This window comes from Lujinxingia litoralis (assembly GCF_003260125.1).
Classification (GTDB): domain Bacteria; phylum Myxococcota_A; class Bradymonadia; order Bradymonadales; family Bradymonadaceae; genus Lujinxingia; species Lujinxingia litoralis.
The window spans coordinates 109,699-125,642 of sequence record NZ_QHKO01000011.1 but is presented as its reverse complement, the minus strand read 5'-3'; the positions used below and the strand labels follow the sequence as shown (position 1 = coordinate 125,642).

General features: G+C 65.2%; 13 protein-coding genes. 2 read left to right on the top strand and 11 right to left on the bottom strand.

Annotation, left to right across the window (positions count from 1 at the left end; all coding sequences use genetic code 11):
- The first annotated feature begins 24 nt into the window (after positions 1-24).
- The gene (locus tag DL240_RS17560; protein ID WP_111731205.1) at positions 25-438 is read left to right on the top strand and encodes a J domain-containing protein; all 414 of its coding nucleotides are present in this window, start codon (positions 25-27) and stop codon (positions 436-438) included.
- Between the two features lie 45 nt (positions 439-483).
- On the opposite strand, the gene DL240_RS17555 is transcribed toward DL240_RS17560, so the two are convergent.
- The 8 genes from DL240_RS17555 to DL240_RS17520 form a co-directional block, all read right to left on the bottom strand.
- Complete coding sequence (locus tag DL240_RS17555; protein WP_111731226.1) at positions 484-882, bottom strand: PilZ domain-containing protein; 399 nt, start codon at positions 880-882, stop codon at positions 484-486.
- Between the two features lie 97 nt (positions 883-979).
- The gene (locus DL240_RS17550) at positions 980-2,740 is read right to left on the bottom strand and encodes a carcinine hydrolase/isopenicillin-N N-acyltransferase family protein (protein ID WP_111731204.1); all 1,761 of its coding nucleotides are present in this window, start codon (positions 2,738-2,740) and stop codon (positions 980-982) included.
- Positions 2,741-2,761: 21 nt separating this feature from the next.
- Positions 2,762-3,691, bottom strand: a complete 930-nt coding sequence (locus DL240_RS17545) for a CDP-alcohol phosphatidyltransferase family protein (protein ID WP_111731203.1) — start codon at positions 3,689-3,691, stop codon at positions 2,762-2,764.
- The gene (locus tag DL240_RS17540) at positions 3,688-4,455 is read right to left on the bottom strand and encodes a phosphocholine cytidylyltransferase family protein (protein ID WP_158542715.1); all 768 of its coding nucleotides are present in this window, start codon (positions 4,453-4,455) and stop codon (positions 3,688-3,690) included. The genes DL240_RS17545 and DL240_RS17540 overlap by 4 nt, the downstream gene beginning before the upstream one ends.
- 522 nt (positions 4,456-4,977) lie before the next feature.
- A complete protein-coding gene (aceA, locus tag DL240_RS17535; RefSeq protein ID WP_111731201.1) occupies positions 4,978-6,261 on the bottom strand; it encodes an isocitrate lyase in 1,284 nt (427 codons plus the stop codon).
- A 131-nt stretch (positions 6,262-6,392) separates the two neighbouring features.
- Positions 6,393-8,012 carry a malate synthase A gene (aceB, locus tag DL240_RS17530; protein ID WP_111731200.1) on the bottom strand — a complete coding sequence of 540 codons (1,620 nt, stop codon included), beginning with the start codon at positions 8,010-8,012 and terminating at the stop codon, positions 6,393-6,395.
- Between the two features lie 178 nt (positions 8,013-8,190).
- Positions 8,191-8,781 (bottom strand): molybdenum cofactor guanylyltransferase, encoded by a 591-nt coding sequence (gene mobA, locus DL240_RS17525; protein WP_158542713.1) that lies wholly within the window; start codon positions 8,779-8,781, stop codon positions 8,191-8,193.
- A complete protein-coding gene (locus tag DL240_RS17520; RefSeq protein ID WP_111731198.1) occupies positions 8,778-9,440 on the bottom strand; it encodes an START domain-containing protein in 663 nt (220 codons plus the stop codon). Before DL240_RS17520 ends, mobA begins: the two co-directional genes overlap by 4 nt.
- A gap of 287 nt (positions 9,441-9,727) precedes the next feature.
- Between DL240_RS17520 and DL240_RS17515 the strand changes: the two genes are divergently transcribed.
- Positions 9,728-13,171 (top strand): S41 family peptidase, encoded by a 3,444-nt coding sequence (locus DL240_RS17515; RefSeq protein ID WP_111731197.1) that lies wholly within the window; start codon positions 9,728-9,730, stop codon positions 13,169-13,171.
- A gap of 13 nt (positions 13,172-13,184) precedes the next feature.
- Here DL240_RS17515 and DL240_RS17510 read toward each other — a convergent pair whose 3' ends face one another.
- The 3 genes from DL240_RS17510 to DL240_RS17500 are packed head-to-tail and all read right to left on the bottom strand — an operon-like array spanning position 13,185 to position 15,828.
- The gene (locus tag DL240_RS17510; protein WP_111731196.1) at positions 13,185-14,261 is read right to left on the bottom strand and encodes a hypothetical protein; all 1,077 of its coding nucleotides are present in this window, start codon (positions 14,259-14,261) and stop codon (positions 13,185-13,187) included.
- A complete protein-coding gene (locus DL240_RS17505) occupies positions 14,258-15,145 on the bottom strand; it encodes a c-type cytochrome (protein WP_111731195.1) in 888 nt (295 codons plus the stop codon). The genes DL240_RS17510 and DL240_RS17505 overlap by 4 nt, the downstream gene beginning before the upstream one ends.
- A complete protein-coding gene (locus DL240_RS17500; protein ID WP_111731194.1) occupies positions 15,142-15,828 on the bottom strand; it encodes a hypothetical protein in 687 nt (228 codons plus the stop codon). Before DL240_RS17500 ends, DL240_RS17505 begins: the two co-directional genes overlap by 4 nt.
- Positions 15,829-15,944: the final 116 nt, after the last annotated feature.

Sequence of the window (15,944 nt, the reverse complement as noted above, 5' to 3'; positions counted from 1 at the left end):
TCGGAAGCCCGGAGTCGCACGACCATGAGTGACCTTAAAGACCGCCTGATGCGCACGATGCGCGCCAACCTCAACCACCTGCTCGATAACGTGCAGCAGTTTGAGGAGCGCGGGGGCTTTCGCTCGCTGCTCCACCCGGAGCCGGCCCCCGAGGCGTGGGAGAACATCGGCCAGAATCCCGGTGAGCGCCCGCAGCCTCAGCCCCCGGCACGCACCGACGGCCCGAAAACCCTGCGCGACTACTACGCCAACCTTGAGATCCCCTACGGCAGCGATCTGGCCACGACCCGCGCGGCCTACCGCAGCATGATGCGACGCTATCACCCGGATAACTTCGCCAACGATCCCGAGATGGAGTCCGTCGCGACCGACCTCTCCCAGGAGCTGGCGGTGGCCTACCAGGCGATCGAAAGTTACCTGCGGACGGGCCGCTACTAACCCCCCGCTCGTCAGGTCCTCGCCATACGCCTGGCCAGGACCGCGTTAGCGCTTGCCCTGCGCCAACTCGTGGCGCGCAAAGAGCTCGTCGATCAGCCTCTTGCTCTCGCCACTGAGCCTGGTAAACGCCACGCCCATCCCCATCTCCGGGCCGCTGCGTTCCACCCGCACCACCTCGCCCTCCCCCTCGACGGTCTCCAGATCGTCCAGGATCACCGAGAACTTCAGCGTCACGCGCGTCCCCAGCTCCAGCGGTTTCTTGGAGCGGATGAACACCCCGCCGTGCGAGATGCTGGTGACATACTCGGCGATGTAATCGTCGATGACCGCAAACTCCCGATTTACGGGCAGACGCTCGTGTTCGCGGCGATCCGGACTCAGGGCGCGCTGCGGGTAGTCAAAGAGTTCTGGGGAGCCAGCTCCACCGTCTCCGGGATCGCTCATCAGGGCACCTGCGGGCATCATAGGTGAGGAAATGCTACCTGAAATCTCAGACAGGCGCGTACCCTCAGGCTAACGCGTACGCCGAGGTTTGACGAGTCTAGAGCGCGCAGGCCAGCCCGAAGTCGAGCTGCATCTCCCGGAGATCTCTGGCGCGAAAGCGCGTGCGGCGCCCGGCCTGGGCGCGCTGCCGGGTGCGGCCGGCGGCCTGCGCGTCGTCGGCCACCCGGGCGTAGAGCTGGCGGGCAGCGCGACGACGGCCCTGAAGGTCCAGCGCCCAGGCCAGATAAAGCCCGACCTCCGCGCGGCGAGCCGGGCTCTGCAGCGCGTCGATCGCTCGCCGGAATGCCCCCTCGGCGCGTCGGGCGCGCCCGGCGCTCAACGCCACCAGCCCGGTCATCATGTGGTAGCGCGGCGCCGTGGGCTCCAGCGCCACCGCGTACTCCAGCGTGATCAGCAGGCGCTCGGGGTCTTCGCCCTCCAAATAGAGGCGGTAAGCGTTGCGATAATAGTCCGAAGCCCGCCCCGAGGCGCTCTCCTGCCAGTGAGGCCAGGCCTCAAAGGGCGCGATACGAGCATCAAAGCCTGCCGCCGGCTCACCGTGTTCGCCGCGCAGTCGCAAGGGCACAAACCAGCGCAGCGAGGTGGGGGCCCGGCCCGCCGCCACCCAGAGGCGGCCGGCGGCAGGCTCAAAGATCACCGACATCACCTCGGAGATGCGCACCTCGTCGGCGTTCGGCGCGCGGTGGAGCGAGCCTCCCAGGGCACGGGCCAGTGCCAGCCGGGGTTGCGGTGTCTCGGAGCGCCAGCCCGCCGCAAAGCTGCCAAGGTGGGCACGCCTTTTCTCGTCGGCGGCCATCAACGCCGGCAGGCGCTGTAGCTCCGCCGATGAAGCGCCGCCGTACTCAAAAAGCGCCCCGGATTCACCGAACTCCACGCCCACCCGCAGCGGACTGACCTCCACCCGCGCCACGCGCCCGCCGGCAGCCTCGGTGAGCACATACGTCCAGCTATGCACCGGGGGATGCTGCCGGAAGATGGCGACGGCCTCCTCGATCGTACGCGCCTCATTGAGCACCTGTAACGCAGCCGGTCCCAGCGGAACCCCCTTCCGGTCGCTTCGACTCGAAGGCCCCGGATGTGTGCTCAACGTCAACCCGGCGGCGTTCATCCCCACGGGCAACCCCACCAAAAAACCCAGCGAGCTGACCAGCGCGTAGCCAAAACCGCGCTCTGGATGCGTCACCACCACCCGGGCGGCGCGGTCCCAGCGCTCCACCGCGGCGTTCTCAAAACTCCAGGCGTGAAGCGGACCATGCGTATCGGTGGTTACCGCCAGCGCACTGGACCCCAGAAGTGGCGAACGCAGACGGGCCCGCAGACGAGCCTCCACCAGACGCCCCATCTGACCCGAGCGCGCCCAGGCCCATTGATCCCAGATCTGCTGGCTGGCCAGTGCCGCTTCCACGTCAAGCCCGGCCCCCTCGGCAAAAGCCGTGAGCAGCTGCAGGTAATCTGCCGGAAGTCGCTCTCGTAGCTGACGGGCCACCAACCCCTGGCCCAAATACCTTCCGGCCGTCGCCAGAAGCCGGGAGCCGCTCTCAGAGCTGATGCGTTGCAGATAATCGTCGAAGGAGCGGTAGGCCCCCTCGCGAAGTTCCGGCGCCAGCCGCCGGCCCAGCTGGCGAGCGGCCGCTGCCAATGGCCCCGAAAGATTGGCCACATGCACATCCCCCAGCGGCGTGGTCACTCGCCCCAGTCCCCCGGCGCGCTCCGGGTAATACACACAGATCGGCGTGCTCGTCGCGCCTTCACGGGGAGGCGGCGCCAGCGGACGATCTTCGGAGGGCTTTGAACTCATCGCTTCACCGCGGGCTTGCTCTTAGAGATGCGTCGCAACAGGCGTATCAAAGCCGCGCGAGCGCCACATCACCACGACCATCACCAGATTAAAGACAGTGGCCAGGAGCACCTGCATCGCCAGCACCGCTCCAGAATTCAGCGCCATCAGCGCGATGCCGCTGTAGATCACAAACATATGCGTGCCCAGCCCCATCCAACTGGCCAGGCGCATCACCGGACGGTGCCGGGCGCGGTAGCGCTCGATCGCAGCCGGGTCCTGGAGTTCGCCACGCTTCTCGGTGCTGCCACTGGCCAGACGCTCTTGCACCTGGAGATAGCCCAGGTAGACCCAGAGCAGAAAACGCTCCAGAAGCTGGCCACGCTCCCGGGCCTCGGCCAACTCCGCCCGTACCGCCCCCACCGTCTCGGTCCCCTCACCACCACCGGCCTGCGGCATGGTATGGGCCAGGTAAAGGTTCTTAAGCTTGTCGTAAATAATGCAGTGAATCCAGGTCGAGATCCCGGCCACCGCGGCCACACCAAACCAGGTGTTTCCGAAGAGATGCCGTATGCCAAAGCCCATCACCACGTAGGCCGGCAGGAGCACCAGCACATCGACAAATCCGTCGAGAATTCTGCCAACACGCGTCCCACCACCACGCGCCCGAGCCAGCTGTCCATCAGCGCAGTCCAGGATCACCGCACCAAACAAAAAGAATGCCGCCGCAACCCAGCCCAGCCCCCCGGCCCAGCCCTTGAAAAACGCCAGGTACAGCGCCACCGAACCGGTCCATCCGCAGAGCAGGCTCATCAGCGTCACGTGATTCGGACCGAGCCCGGTGGGAATGAGCGCCGCGGCCAGCGCCGCGGCCAGCGGCCGATGAAAATAGCGATCGATCGGCTCTTCCACATCCAGCGACTTAAAGGCGAGCGCCTGACTTAAACGCTCGCGGTACGTCGTCACGCTCATACCTCGCTCCAGCTCTGGTAGAGTTCGCGCGCCATCTGAAGATCTTCGGCGGTGTCGATCTCCGTCCAACTTCCCGGCTGGACCTCGCGCGCAAAGAACTTAATGCCCTCTGGAATCAGCTCGGCAAAGACGTCTTCGTAGTAGAGTCGCACCCGCTCCTCGTCATTGAGACTTGAGAGCCGCTCGATCAATGTGCTGAAGGCCGAGGGGCCGACTTTCTGCACCCCCAGCGACTCACCATGCGCGCTGGCAGGGTCGAGCCCCTTACTCAGGCCTTCAATCGCTTCGCGATGCCCCAGTCGGATCTTCATCTCCTCGTGCCCCAGCGTGTCGAAACGAATCATCGTCAACACGTTTTCGCGTTCATCCCGCAAGAGATCGGCCACCCAGGTGGTCTGGCGCAAAAGAATGTCACCGTCGCAGAGCAAGAAGGAGCGCCCTTTGAGTTCGCGCATCCCCACCAGGGTCGAGATCGCGTTATTCTCGGTGTCAAACGTGGGATTGGGGGCGAACGCCACATCAAGGCCGAGCGACCAGGATGCGACCGTCTCTACCATGCGCTCATGCAGGTAGCCGGTCACCAGCACCGCACGCTTGATCCCGACCTCTGCCAGCTGATCGAGCAGACGTTTAAGCAGCGCCTGCCCACCCACCTCGAGCAGGCATTTGGGGCGATCGGCGGTCAATGGACGGAGGCGGCTGCCGGTCCCGGCGACCAGCAAAATCGCCTCTTCTGGCGAATGGGGGGGGAGTTGTGCGGCCATCGGGGTATGCTCCGGCGGAGGGGGGAAAGGCGCGCCGAAGGTAGTCTTCGCAAAAATGCGTGTCAAACCACGCGAAGGCAGTTTGCCAATGGATAAGGGCCCCTCCAAAGGTGCTCGTGGAACGCATCCTGAGAGGGGCCCCGGCTCCCCCCAGGCCATCTGTACGGCAACTTATACGACAATCTGTTGGGCACCTGGCCCATATCAAGGCCTGAGTGCCGAGCCTGCTCGGTGTGAATGGAGTTCTGCCTGACTTAACCAACCAGGAGGACCTGGTCCCAGCCTCCCGCGGCCATCCTGGCCGCTCCTCACAAGCGCCAGCTCTCCTGCTATACCTTGCCGAACCGGGACTTCAGGCGACCGATGCATCACACGACGGCACTTCATCTCGGTGTTGCCGGGAGCCGGGAGAACCCCACTCCCGGCTCCTCACGCGTGTCTCTCTTCACGCGGGCAACACCGGCAGTGGCCACTGGCCACCACCCCCGCCCCCTCACTCCGGGGCGACACCCTTCGTCGCCATCAAAACTGATCTTCTTCGGTGGAGCCGCGCATGGCCACCGTTTGCGACTCGCCGCTGGTGATGGTGAGTTGCACCTCATCAAAATAGCCGGCCCCGACAAAAGCCTGATGGCGTACCGCGCTGTAATTCTGCAGACGGGCCAACTCAAACTCGTGCTCCTGAAGCTGTGAGTAGGCCTCCATGCCGCGCTCACGATAGTCGCGGGCCAGCTCGAACATCGCGGCGTTCAGAGAATGCCATCCCGAAAGCGTCACAAATTGAAGCGCATACCCCATCTCTCCAAGCTGCTCCTGGAAACTGGCGATGGTGGGCTCATCCAGATTTTGCCGCCAGTTAAAAGAGGGCGAACAGTTGTAGGCCAGCAGCTTATCGGGGAACTTCCTGTGCACCTCTTGGGCGAACTCTCGGGCCTCCCCCAGATCCGGCGTGGAGGTCTCACACCAGAGCATGTCTGCGTAGGGCGCGTAGGCCAGCGCACGTGCGATCGCAAACTCCAACCCGCCCCGAATGGTAAAGAACCCCTCGGAGCTGCGTCCCTTCTCGCTCTGAATAAAGGAGCGATCCTGAGGATCGATATCACTGGTGAGCAGATTGGCCGAATGCGCATCGGTACGAGCTACCAGCACCGTCGGCACCCCCATCACATCCGAGGCCAGGCGAGCGGCGATGAGTTTGTGCACAAACTCGCTGGTGGGGACCAGGACCTTACCCCCCATATGACCGCACTTCTTGGCCGACGAGAGTTGATCTTCGAAGTGCACTCCGGCCGCCCCGGCCTCGATCATGGCCTTCATCAGCTCAAAAGCGTTGAGATTGCCCCCGAAGCCCGCCTCGGCATCGGCCACGATCGGCGCAAACCAGTCCCGCGGCGTTTGCCCCTCAATATGCGAGACCTGATCGGCGCGTTGCAGTGCGCGGTTCACCCGTTCGACCAACGCAGGCACCGAGTCCACTGGATAAAGGCTCTGGTCCGGATAGACGCAGCCCGCGCTGTTGGCATCACCAGCAACCTGCCACCCGCTGATGTAAATGGCCTCCAGCCCGGCCTGCACCTGCTGGATGGCCTGATTGCCGGTGACCGCGCTCAGACAGCGCACAAAGGGGCGCTCATGAAAGAGTTCCCACAGCCTGGTAGCGCCGCGCTCGGCCAGGGTGTAGGCGATGGGCACACTGCCCCGAAGTTTAAAGACCTGCGAAGCTGTGTAGGGGCGCTGCACACCACGCCAGCGAGGGTCGTGCTCCCATTGCGCTTCCATCTCGGTCGAATTCTGAGGGGGATTCATATGCTGCTCCTGTTCAAATCCGGAATCGGGGGAGAACAGGCCGCCGAAGGCGGCTGCGCATCAAGCACAGCCGCGCCACGACGTCGCGGCCCTGGAAAAAGAGAGCTCTGCGAGCTCAACGACCTCAAGGCTTAAATCGCCTCATAGGCCACCAACGTGAAAAACTCCACGAAATCTTCGGACGTCGCCACTTCGTCAAAGATCTGACGGGCGCGCTCAAAGGGAAGTGCATCAAAACGTTCGGCTCCCATGACCTCACGAATCGCCAGGAGCTCCTCATCAACCAGGCGATCGTAGAGTTCGCGGTCGACGGAGCGACCATCTTCAAGGACCACATCGGGTCGGTGGAGCCATTGCCAGATCTGCGAACGACTGATCTCGGCGGTGGCGGCGTCTTCCATCAGGTTGTAGATCGCCACCGCGCCCAGGCCCTGGAGCCACCAGGCAATGTATTGAAGCCCCACGTTGATGTTGGTGCGCAGCCCTGCCTCGGTGACTTTGCCCTCGGGCACCCGAAAGTTAAGCAGCTCCTGTTCGGCGACCGCGCTGACCTCCCGGCGGCGTTCCTTTTGATGCGGCTTGCCTTTCATCACCGCTTCAAAGGGCTCACGGGCCACCTCCACCAGGTCCGGATGCGCCACCCAGGTGCCGTCGAAGCCGTCTGAGGCCTCGCGATCCTTATCACGACGTACCGCGGCCAGCGCTCGCTCGTTCGCCTCGGGATCACGGCGCGAGGGAATGAACGCGGCCATCCCACCGATGGCGTGAGCGCCTCGCTTATGGCAGATGTGCACCAGACGCTCGGCGTAGGCCTTCATAAAGGGCACCGTCATCGTGATCTGCGCCCGGTCCGGAAGTACCACGGTCTGGCGCGCCCGGAAGGTCTTGATCACGCTGAAGATATAATCCCAGCGGCCGGCATTCAGCCCCGCGCTATGCTCACGTAGCGCATAGAGAATCTCTTCCATCTCAAAGGCCGCGTGAATCGTCTCGACGAGCACCGTGGCCTTGATCGTGCCCTGCTCCAGCCCCAGGCGCTGTTGAGCCAGGGCAAAGACATCGTTCCACAACGCCGCTTCCCGATGGCTCTCCAGCTTGGGCAGGTAGAAATAAGGCCCGCTGCCCCGTCGCACCAACTCCTGCGCGTTGTGGAAGAAGTACATCCCGAAGTCGAAGAGGCTCGCCGAAATGGGCATGCCGCCGACCTGGATATGCTTCTCATTGAGATGCCATCCACGCGGACGCACCATCAACGTGGCCGGATTCTCACGAAGTTTGTACTCCTTGCCCCGCGCCTCGTCGCGAAAGTCGATCTGGCGGCGCACCGCATCAAAGAGGTTGTTCTGCCCCTCCACCACGTTGGCCCAGGTCGGGGAGGTGGCGTCTTCAAAGTCGGCCATGAAGCTGTCGGCGCCGGAATTGAGAGCGTTGATGATCATCTTGCGCTCCACCGGTCCGGTGATCTCGACCACGCGCCGCTGCATGTCCTGAGGCACCCGGGCCACCTGCCAGTCGCCCTGGCGAATGGCACGGGTGTCGGCCGGCGCCGCCGGGTTGGCGCCGGCGTCGATCGCCTCCTGACGGCGCTGTCGCTCGGCCAGAAGCTGGCGCCGACGCGGCTCAAACTCCCGATGCAACCCGGCCACAAACGCGAGCGCCTCCGCGCTTAAGATGCGTTCATAACCGGGGGCCACATCGCCCAGAATAGTGATCGCATCGGGGCTGCGATGCTCTTCGGTGGAAGGCTGCATAGTCAGAAGTCTCCTCGCTCGGCGGATGACATGGGCTCAAGGTACAGCGCGGTCCATCGCGGCGCAGAAGGTCCTCGCCTCACTCCGAGGCACAGGCCTGCGTACAGCGCCGTGACACCCCCTGCCTGGACTTCGTCGGTGTCGCGATGCCAGCAACTTTAAACACGTTTTTGCTCAGTCAACGATCCGCCCGGAGAATCTTTTGCGCGAAGGTTTGCGCCCGCGTCAGGTCTTGAGGATCGTTGATCCCCTGCCCGCTCACCCACCCCCGGGGCGCAGCCACCCGGGTGGCCCCCACCTCGTTTAAAAAGCGCCAGACCGAACGATGACCGGCCTCCAGCGCCTGCGCCAGGGGCTCGGCCAGCTCGCCGCGATACCAGCCAAAAAGCGGCTCCACGATCCCCTCGTGCTCAAAGACCACCGCCGGCCCCTGCCGCTGCTCCCACAAGAGCTCTACCCACCGGCCCCGGGCCCAGGCCGCGTCACAGCTCGTCACAAAAAACCAGCCGGCCTGCGCCTCATTCGCCGCGGTGGCGATGCCCCCCAGCGGTCCCTGCCCGGGCCAGCGATCCCCCAGGGTGGGCACCCCCAGGTCCTCAAACTGCCCCGCCCGCGCGCCCACCGCCGTCCAGCTCGTGATCGGTGGGCTCAGCCGCCCACAGACCCAGTTTATCAGCGCCACCCCGGGGGCGATCTCCGCCCGCGCCTTATCCTGTCCCAGGCGTCGGGCGAGCCCCCCGGCCAGCACGTAACCGCGGCACTCCCTCAAGGGCGATGCCAGTCGGCCACCGGACCGTAGAGCGGCTGGTCTCCTTTCTTGGCCTGACGGATCAGCCCGCCGAGCGTCTTCGAGGGCCAGTCGCGCTGAATGCGGTTGACCAGCCAGTCGGGCAAGAGCCCTTTCGGGTCGGTGTGGACCTCCACGATCATGCGCGTACGTTCCCCCTCCAACGCCTCAAACCGATAGTAGGTCGAGTAGGTCATCGCCCTCACGCAGCAGTCATTCTCCGGGCGGCGCGCATCATCCACCGATTCGATCGAGGCCACAAAGACCTGATTGGCCTGGTCCAGGCGCCCCTCGGTCTGCAGCACATAGTCGCGATCCTTGATCGGAAAGGGTAACCCGAAGCGGATCCAGTAGCGCTCGCTCAACTCCCCGCGCTCCAGCGTGCCGTGCTCATCGTAGCGATCGACCCAGTGGCGACGCTGGTTGCCGTCGGCAAACACCGTCAGGAGCTTCCCGATATGCACGTCGGCCACAATCTCCCCGCGAAACGCAAAGACCGACGAGCCCTCCACCTGCATGCGCGAAATCGCCACACCGTCCGACTCGCCCATCGGTTCCCACCGGCCATTCTGCTGGGCAAAAGCCGGTGCGCTGAACGCAAGCATCAGGATCAGCAACACCAGGGTTCGGCAATGACGCATGAAAACCTCCTTAGTCGGGTCGGGCACAGAGATGAGGGCCGCGCGGCGTTCACGCTAAACAGACCGCCTCGGCGACGTAGAACACGCTACAGGATCGCTCGATACTAACGTGATACGCCAGCGCCACAAGCCCTATTCAACCGGGCTAAGTGCGCGTATCTCTTGCCGCAGCGCGTCAAAACTCTCCGGACGCGATTGAAATTGCCCCCCGCATGCAATAGAGCTGTCTGGCCTCTTGGCCCCTGGTTTTACGATAGACGGATGACTTCGCGACGAGCGTGCTGCGCATGAATGATGTGTTTCTGGCCCCCCTTGATCTTCAGCCCCACGAACAGGGCTACTACCGCCACCCGACCGTCTCCGGCGATCGGGTGGTCTTTGTCAGTGAAGACGACCTCTGGGAAGTGCCCTTAAGTGGCGGATTTGCCCGCCGCCTGAGCGGCTCACGAGGTCAGGTCAGCAACCCGGCCTTCTCCCCCTGCGGGCAGTGGTTAGCCTACACCGCCACCGACGAAGGACGTCCCGAGGTGTACGTGATGCGCGCCCGCGGTGGTCCGGCCCGCAAGCTCACCTTCAACGGGGCGTCGCGGGCCTCGGTGGTAGGCTGGAGTCCGGACAGCGAGCGGGTCCTCTTCAGCTCCAACCTGCGCGAATCCTTCACCCGGCAGCTCGGCCTCTACGAGGTGCCTCGTCAGGGCGGTGCCACCCTGCGCCTGCCCCTGGGAGGAGCCCAGGGACTGAGCTTTGAGCCCTCGGGCCCCGGTCGCGTGCTGGCTCGCCACGCCGACGACCTGGCCCGCTGGAAACGCTACCGCGGCGGCACCGCCGGTGTGCTCTGGATCGATCGCCAGGGCGACGACCAGTGGGAACGTCTCCTGCCCGAGATCACAGCCGGCCTCTGCCGCCCCCTGTGGCGCGCGGGCCGCATCTACTTCATCAGCGACTACCAGGGCCACGGCAACCTCTACTCCTGCCTGCCCTCGGGAGACGATCTCCAGCGTCATACCGATCACCTGGGCCATTACGTGCGCTTCGCCTCGGCCGATCTCCAGACCATCGTGTACACGGTGGCCGGGGAGCTCTACCGCTTTGACCTGGCCACCGGTGAGGAGCATCGGATCGAGGTCGACTACGCCTCGCCACGCACCCACCTCAATCGCCGCTTTGTCGACGCCGAAGAGTTTCTCGACGACTTCTCGTTGCACCCGCGCGGCCACTCCCTGGCGCTGACCACCCGGGGCAAAGCCTTCAACATGGGCGCCTGGGAAGGGGCCGTGCGCCAGACCGGCCGCGAGCAGGGCGTGCGCTACCGCCTGGCGCGCTACCTCAACGACGGCGAACGCCTGCTGATGGTCAGCGACGAGGGCGGCGAAGAGCGCTTTGAGATTCACACCGCCGACGGCTCGCGCCCGGCGCAACCGGTGGACACCGGCGACTTCGCCATCGGGCGCCCCGTCGATCTGGTCATCTCTCCGGTGGCCGATGTGGCGCTCTTTGCCAACCACCGCCATCAACTCGTGCACTTAGACCTGGGCACCGGCGCCTGCCGCGTGATCGATCGCAGCGAATACGCGCGCATCCAGGGCATCAGCTTCAGCCCCGATGGTCGTTTCGCGGCCTACGGCTTCTTCACCCATTTCAGCACCGCTCAGATCAAGCTGGCCGAGCTGGAATCGGGCGCTCTGCACGAAATCACCCCTGGCGAGTTTCAGGATGTGCAGCCGGCCTTCGACCCGGCCGGGCGCTACCTCTATTTTTTGAGCTACCGCCACTTCGATCCGGTCTACGATCAGCTCTTCTTTGAGCTGAGTTTTCCGCGCGGCATGAAACCCTGCGTGGTCACCCTGCAGGCCGACGCCGACTCGCTCTTTTTGCAAAAACCTCGCCCCTTGAGCGGCGACGACGGCGACGACGATGAGGAGAGCGCCTCCGAGGATGCGACCGGCGACGAGACCCCGGAAACCGGCACCGCACAAGGCGATGGCGAGGATGCCTCGGCGAGCAGTGAGACAGCGGCGTCGGAAGCATCGACCACCGACGATGATGCTCCCAACGCCAGCGATGACGAGGGTCCCGAGCCCATCCGCATCGATCTGGAGGGCATCGCCAAGCGCGTGGAAGTCTTCCCGGTGCGCGATGGTAACTACGGCGACCTGGCAGCCACCGAAGAACGCGTCTTCTGGACGGTGTACCCGGTGCTGGGCGCCCTCTCCGGCGGCGACCAGGATGAGGCTCCCGGGGTGCTTCGCTACTTCGGCCTGAAGTCCCAGAAGCAAAAGACCTTCGCCCGTGGCGTCAGCACCTTTGAGATCGGCCCGGACCACAAGACGATCGCCCTGTGGGGTGAAGAAGGTCTTCAAGTCGTCAGCGCATCGGCGGAGAGCGCCGGCGACGAAGATGACGACGAGCCCTCCCGGGAGTCGGGCTACATTGACCTGGGCCGGCTCTCGGTTCAGGTCGACCCGCTGCAGGAATGGCACCAGATGCTGCGCGAGGCCTGGCGGCTGATGCGCGACCACTTCTGGCGCGAAGATATGGGCGGGGTTTCCTGGGATGAGATCTGGCAGCGCTACAGCGGACTGCTCCCCCGGGTCTCCAGCCGCAGCGAGTTCTCCGACCTGGTCTGGACGATGCAGGGCGAGCTGGGCACGAGCCACGCCTACGAGATCGGCGGTGACTATCCGCGACAGCCTCAGTACTCGCCGGGCTTTCTGGGCGCGTCGCTGCGCTGGGATCCGGACTGGCGCCTGAGCGAGGAGCCGGAGCGATTTGAGGGCGCCTACCGCATCGAACGCATCCTGCGCGGCGATACCTGGGATGCGGCGCACTCCTCGCCGCTGGCTCGCCCGGGGCTCAACATCAGTGAGGGCGATGTGGTGCTGGCGATCAACGCCCGCCCGGTCCATGCGCAGCAGAGCGTGGAAGAGCGCCTGGTCAATCAGGCCGGTCAGTACATTGAGCTGGTGGTAGCGGCGGGCGACGGTCAGAGCGCTCCGCGTCGGGTGACCACCCGGGCGCTGCGCAGCGAAGCCGAGCTGCGCTACCGCGAGTGGGTCAACCTCAACCGCACCCGGGTGCATGAGGCCACCGGCGGGCAGATAGGCTACGTGCATATCCCCGACATGGGACCGGCCGGCTACGCCGAATTCCACCGCCATTACCTCAGCGAAAATGGCCGCAAAGGCCTCATCGTCGACGTGCGCCACAACGGCGGCGGCCACGTCAGCCAGCTCATCCTGGAGAAGTTAGCGCGCCGGCAGGTGGGCTTCGACCTGCAGCGCTGGGGCAAGCCCATGGCCTACCCGGCCGAATCGGTGGCCGGCCCCCTGGTCGCACTGACCAACGAACATGCAGGCAGCGATGGCGACATCTTCAGCCACACCTTCAAGCTGATGAAGCTCGGCCCTCTCCTGGGGAAACGCACCTGGGGCGGGGTGGTGGGCATCTGGCCACGTCACGCCCTGGTCGATGGCAGCGTGACCACCCAGCCGGAGTTTTCGTTCTGGTTCGAAGATGTGGGCTTTGCCGTCGAAAACTGGGGAACCGAGCCCGATGTCGAGGTCGAACTGCCCCCGCAGGCCGATCTCAAAGGCGACGATCCGCAGCTCCAAAAAGCCATCGAAACCGCGCTGCACATGCTCGAAGCTGCCCCGGTCCAACTGCCGAATTTCGAGCCCTACCCCGATCTTCGGGCACCGACCACGCTGCCGCCGCGCGACAACACGAAGTAACGCGCGCCGGCGATCATCGGGGCGGCCAGCTCTGCTCAAACGTGTAGAGCGGGCCGTCCTGACCATGGCCGGGCCAACGGCTTAAGTCGCGATCCACGGTATGCAAGGCTTCGATCAGGCGACGGTTGAGCACCGCGTCAAACTCAAAGAGCGACCGCTCATCGGCATGCACCGCCCACACCACCTCCAGGGTATGCCCGGCACGCCGGGCAACCTCGGAGAGGCGGCCCCCCAGCTCGCGCAGCGCCGGGCTCGTTCCGGCAAACAACGCCACCAGATGCAGGGGCTTGCCAAAATACGCCTGAAAGGGCCCGTGCGCGTACTGCAGCGCCTCAAAAACCGGCGGCAGCGCTCGCCACAACCCCTCCATTAACTTCCAGCTGCCTCCTTGCAGAAGGGATACCATCTCATCGGCGCCGACCAGCGCGATGGGTTGTCCCAGCCAGTGCCCGGGAGAGAGTGGCGAGGGCGAAAGTTCGCGCTCCATCACCGCGGCGACCGTCTCGGGAACCTCGCGAAGCCCCACACCAAAGCGCGGCGCGCCCACCTTCTCAGCCAGCGCGTCGGCGAGCTGAAACGCGGTGAACGTGGCCACCGCGGGAGCCTGCACCCGGAGCAAGAGGCGGTCTTCGCGCACCGGCCCGATGGTCAGCACCCGCACTCTTCCCTCGCGGCAGGGTTTCGCCAGCCCGGGGCACCGCTCCACCAGCTCGTCGGCCTCCAGCCCGGTGATGATCAGCGCCTCTTCGGCGCGCGCGGCCACCTCCATGCCCAGGCGCGCGTTGGGGCAGAGCCCCTGGCTGAACACCACCACCGTGCTCGCTTCGACCGCCGGCGGCCCCAGCGCAAAGCGCGACAAAGGCACAAAGCGCGAGGCGATGCCCACCCGCGCGCGTACCAGGTGCGCCAGCACCCGGGCCGGCCCCTCCGAGAGCCCCACCCCGGTGGTGAGCACCTCGGAGGCCGGCACCGAGTTCAGGGGCCAGCCCGGCGGCCGACGGGCCTGCTCACGCAGAAGTTGCGGGATCTGGCGACAGCGCTCCGCGACCAGCTCCACCGACGCGATCAGGGGTTCGGGATGCACGCTCATGGCGACTCCTGCGCGGCGTCACGATCCGACTTCGCCGCCTCTTCCGGGTGGATTTTTCGCTCGCGCATCGCCTCCAGATAGCTCCAGAGGCTGGCGAGCTCGGCCGGGCTCAGATCTTCAAACGCCGGCATCTGGCTGTAGCGAAACGCCTGGGCGTTGCGAATAAAACGCAGGGTCTGCTCGCGCTCCCGATACTCGGTGATGTTCATGGGCAGATTCAGCTCCGGCCCCACTCGCCCGCCGCTGCGGTTGATGGCATGACACATCACGCAGCGCGTCTGAAAGAGTTCGTAGCCGGCCCAGGCCTCATGATCCTCGGCCAGGCCCAGCGGGGCGGTGACCTTTCGCGAAGCTTCCTGCGAGACGATCGTCACCCGACGCAGCTGCCAGGGCCGGGGATAGATACTGGTGTTGTCCTGATGATCATGAATCCAGATCAGATAGAGCGGCGCCGGATCGGCATCGGCCGGTCCAATAGGCTCCCAGTTCGGCGCGTACTCCACGTCCTCAAAGGCCACGTAGGCCCCGGGCTCGGTGAGGCGGGCCCCGGGAATGGGTGCGGCGTAGCCGTCGATGGACTCCAGCGTAAAGTCGTAGCGCGCCAGCTCTGCCGAGCTCATGGAGTAGGCCTCCATCAAGAGCGGCAAGAGCGGCACGGCCCGAAAGGTCTTGGTGGCCTCGAAGTACGGGTCCTCCACAGTGACCTGCTCGGCCGGTCCGCGGGGGATAGGCATGCGGGCAACCTCCTGCTCGTCGCGCGCAAAGATCAGCTCCGCCCCCTCGGCGCCCTCTGCGGCCCGCTCGGCGGGAGACTCACAGCTTAACACCATCAGGCCAGCCCCGAAGGCCACGACCCACGCCACGCGCTGCCACAGTCGCCTCATTGAAGCTCCTCCATCGAGGGCGCGCTCCAGACGACAAAAGGAACAAAGAGCGCGTAATACATCAGGTTGGGAATCACTCGGAGCAGGTGGCCGAACTCCATCCCCCAGAGAATCACCCCGTCGGCCGCCGCCCACAGCCCGTATTGCACCACCACAAACGCGCTGACTCGCCACAGCCAGCGGCGAACCGGCTCGCTTATCCCCGGCGCCCGCACCACCCGCCAGCGCCACACCGCCCCCACCACCGCCGCAGCCACCAGCTCATAACTCAGGTAGAGCCGACGCATCGACGCGGCAAAGAAGTCGCCACTGATGCTGATCACCCCGACGACCAGCGAGGCGATCAGCGTCCATCCCAGCGCCCCGATCCAGACCCGGGGCGGCCCCAGGCGCCGCGGATCAGCGGGCCGCCGGTAGTGCTCCAGCAGCAGAAACACCCGAAAATCCCCCAGCATCACAAAGAGCCAGGCCAGCCCGGGGTACACCGGGTGCTCGGCCCCGCCGAGCTGACTCCATCCGCCGGTGACCATCGCATCGGTCGCGGTGATCGCCAGCGCGGCGATCACAAACGCATAAAAAAAGCCCAGCCGACGCAGCACCACCCCCAGCACCAGGAGCACCGAGAACCAGGCCGCCCCCGGATGGTGAGCCGGATGAACATAGATTGCCTCCCAGATCGACACGTGCCCTCCCCCTTATCCCCGGCCGGCGGCGCCCCCGATTCGCTTCTTTACTGTCGGCATCGGGCAGAAGCGTAATCACCACCTCCGCGGCGAAAAGACGCGCCCGATTCCGGGCC